This window comes from Pseudomonas sp. HMWF006, from assembly GCF_003061205.1.
GTDB classification, from domain to species: domain Bacteria; phylum Pseudomonadota; class Gammaproteobacteria; order Pseudomonadales; family Pseudomonadaceae; genus Aquipseudomonas; species Aquipseudomonas monsensis.
The window spans coordinates 3,458-6,507 of sequence record NZ_QAIU01000584.1; the positions used below are offsets into that span (position 1 = coordinate 3,458).

General features: G+C 61.6%; 3 protein-coding genes. 2 read left to right on the plus strand and 1 reads right to left on the minus strand.

What is annotated here, in order from left to right; all coding sequences use genetic code 11:
- Window positions 1-1,611, minus strand: a 1,611-nt coding sequence (gene bglX, locus DBR24_RS26905; protein WP_256591880.1) for a beta-glucosidase BglX, incomplete at its 3' end; no start/stop codon positions are given.
- Window positions 1,612-1,870: 259 nt separating this feature from the next.
- On the opposite strand from bglX, the gene DBR24_RS26910 reads away from it, so the two are divergent.
- Together DBR24_RS26910 and DBR24_RS26915 are read left to right on the plus strand one after the other, a co-directional pair.
- Window positions 1,871-2,479 carry a LemA family protein gene (locus DBR24_RS26910; RefSeq protein WP_128616228.1) on the plus strand — a complete coding sequence of 203 codons (609 nt, stop codon included), beginning with the start codon at window positions 1,871-1,873 and terminating at the stop codon, window positions 2,477-2,479.
- Window positions 2,480-2,492: 13 nt separating this feature from the next.
- Window positions 2,493-3,050: YgcG family protein (locus DBR24_RS26915; protein WP_128616229.1), on the plus strand; the 558-nt coding region annotated here is incomplete at its 3' end.

A 3,050-nucleotide genomic window follows, 5' to 3' on the forward strand; every position in this document is an offset into this window, starting at 1 on the left:
TTTCAGTGCGCGGATCAGCTCGCGCTGGTTCTGCGGGATGTTCAGGTCGGTACGGCTTGAGGATTCGTGGGACATGCCACGGGACTCGCCCACCGCTGCGACGATCACGTCAGCGTCCTTGGCGGCTTTCACCGCTTCGTCGATCAGTACGTTGGCCGGACGCGGGTCATCGACCACTTCCGGCGCGTCGAAGTTGAGGAAGTTCAGGTAGTCCAGGACCTTCTTGTCGCTGGTGATGTTGGCGCCACGGGCGTAGATCAGGTTCGCCTTGTCGCCGATCACCGAACTCATGCCGTCGAACAGGGTCACCGACTGCGCAGGGCGCCCGGCGGCAGCCCAACTGCCCATCATGTCGATCGGCGCCTTGGCCAGCGGGCCGACCAGGGCGACTTTCGCGTCTTTCTTCAGCGGCAGGGTGTCGTTCTGGTTCTTCAGCAGCACCAGACTGCGGCGCGCCACGTCACGGGCCTCGGCGCGGTGCAGGCGGCTGTCGGCGTAGGTGTCGGCCGGATCATCTTCAGCCTTGCCGATGCGCAGGTACGGGTCTTTGAACAGGCCCATGTCGTACTTGGCGGCGAGCACTTCGCGCACCGCGTTGTCGATGTCTTTCTGTTCGATTTCGCCAGACTTGAGCAGCCCCGGCAGCTCTTTGCCGTACAGGGTGTCGTTCATGCTCATGTCGATGCCGGCCTTGATCGCCAGCTTCGCCGCTTCTCGACCGTCGCGTGCCACGCCGTGCTTGATCAGTTCGAAGATCGCGCCGTGGTCGCTGACCGCCAGGCCCTTGAAGCCCCAGTCCTTGCGCAGCAGATCGTTCATCAGCCAGGTGTTGGCCGTGGCCGGGATGCCGTTGATCGAGTTCAGCGCCACCATCACGCCGCCAGCGCCGGCATCAATCGCGGCGCGGTACGGTGGCAGGTAGTCCTGGTACATCTTCACCGGGCTCATGTCGACGGTGTTGTAGTCGCGACCACCCTCGACCGCACCGTACAGGGCGAAGTGCTTGACGCTGGCCATGATGCTGTCGGCGGCGCTCGGGGTGTCGCCCTGATAGGCCTTGACCATGACTTTGGCGATGCGCGAGGTCAGGTAAGTGTCTTCGCCGAAACCTTCGGAGCTGCGGCCCCAACGTGGGTCACGGGAGATATCGACCATCGGCGCGAAGGTGATGTCGAGGCTGTCGGACGCGGCTTCCCTGGCGGCAACGCGCCCGGACTGGCCGATGGCGTCCATGTCCCAGCTCGAGGCGAGGGCCAGTGGAATCGGGAAAATCGTACGGTGACCGTGGATCACGTCGTACGCAAAAAACATCGGAATCTTCAGGCGACTGCGCATCGCCGCGTCCTGCATCGGACGGTTTTCCGGGCGGGTGATCGAGTTGAACGTGCCGCCGATGTTGCCGGCGGCGATCTCTTTGCGGATCAGCTCGCGAGGCATTTCCGGGCCGATGCTGATCAGGCGCAACTGGCCGATCTTCTCGTCGAGGGTCATTTGCTTCATCAGGTCGCTGATGAACGCGTCCTTGTTTTCCAGGGGTACCGGGGTCGTGGCGGCCAATACTTGATGACTGGCCAGGCTGACGAACAGACCCAGCAAACACAGCTTCTTCATGAATGTTTTTCTCTAGGGCCCAAACGGCAATGCAATGCCGGCCAGCCAAAATTTAGGGAGCGACTATTGTTGTTCGGGTGCAGGCTCGAAAAGTCAGAGCCGGAAAACGGCAGCCGACGGTTGGCAGCGTGAGCGCGCAGGGCACTTTTTAGCCCATTGGCCCGTCGCAATCCAGTGGCGCGGCCGATTATGCCCCAACAGCCGGCGAGAATGTTTCGCGCTCGGTTTTAAATGAAATGTGCCAGGGAGCATCATTTTGATGAATGTCAGTCCGATCTACCGTTCGCGTTTGCAAGTTGTCACGTTACTGATATTGGCAACGCTGCTGACTGCGTGCGGCATCAACAATATTCCGACCCTCGACGAACAGGCCAAGGCCGCCTGGGGCCAGGTGCAGAACCAGTACCAGCGTCGCGCGGACCTGATTCCCAACCTGGTGGAAACCGTGAAGGGTTACGCCAAGCATGAAGAGGCAACCCTGACAGCGGTCGTCGAAGCCCGGGCCAAGGCGACGTCGATCCAGGTCGATGCCAGCACCCTCGACAATCCTGAGAAACTCAAGCAGTACCAGCAGGCGCAGGATCAACTGAGCGGCGCGTTGAGTCGCTTGATGGTGGTCTCCGAGCGTTATCCGGACCTGAAAGCCAACCAGAACTTCCTCGCCTTGCAATCGCAGCTCGAAGGCACGGAAAACCGTATTGCCGTGGCGCGGCGCGATTTCATTCTGGCGGTGCAGAAGTACAACACCGAGATCCGCACGTTTCCCGGTCGCCTCTGGCACAGCGTGATGTACAGCGATCTGCCGATTCGCGAAACCTTCGAAGCCACGACCCCCGGTGCGGAAAAGGCCCCGGAAGTGAAGTTCTGACCCGAGGTAATTCATGCGTGTGTTGAAGATAGGCCTGGTGCTGATCCTGTGGCTGTTCGCCGTCAGCGCCCGGGCCGAGTTGACATTCCCGGCGCTGAGCGGACGCGTGGTCGACGAAGCGCAAATGATCGAGCCGTCGGTGCGTGCGCAACTGAGCCAGCAATTGCAGGCGCACGAGCAGACGACCGGCGAGCAACTGGTGGTGGTCACGGTGCCGGACCTGCAAGGCACCACCATCGAGGATTACGGCGTGCAACTGGGCCGGCACTGGGGCATCGGCCAGAAGGACAAGAACAACGGCGCGCTGCTGATCGTCGCCCGGGACGAGCGCAAGCTGCGCATCGAAGTCGGTTACGGGCTGGAGGATCGCCTGACTGACGCCCAGACATCGGTGATCATCCACCAGGTCATCACTCCGGCGTTCAAGGCCGGCAATTTCAGCAAGGGCATCAGCGACGGCGTGGCGGCGATGCTGGTGGTGCTCGGCGGTAATCCGCTGGACGAGCCGTCGACGGTGTATGAGTCGAGCGGTGATCCGCAAAACGATTTTGTCTCGCGCCATCCGCTGTTG

Bases quoted from the DNA above. Each gene is read 5' to 3' on its own strand.
- DBR24_RS26910 (WP_128616228.1), top strand. From the start codon at position 1,871: ATGAATGTCAGTCCGATCTACCGTTCGCGTTTGCAAGTTGTCACGTTA.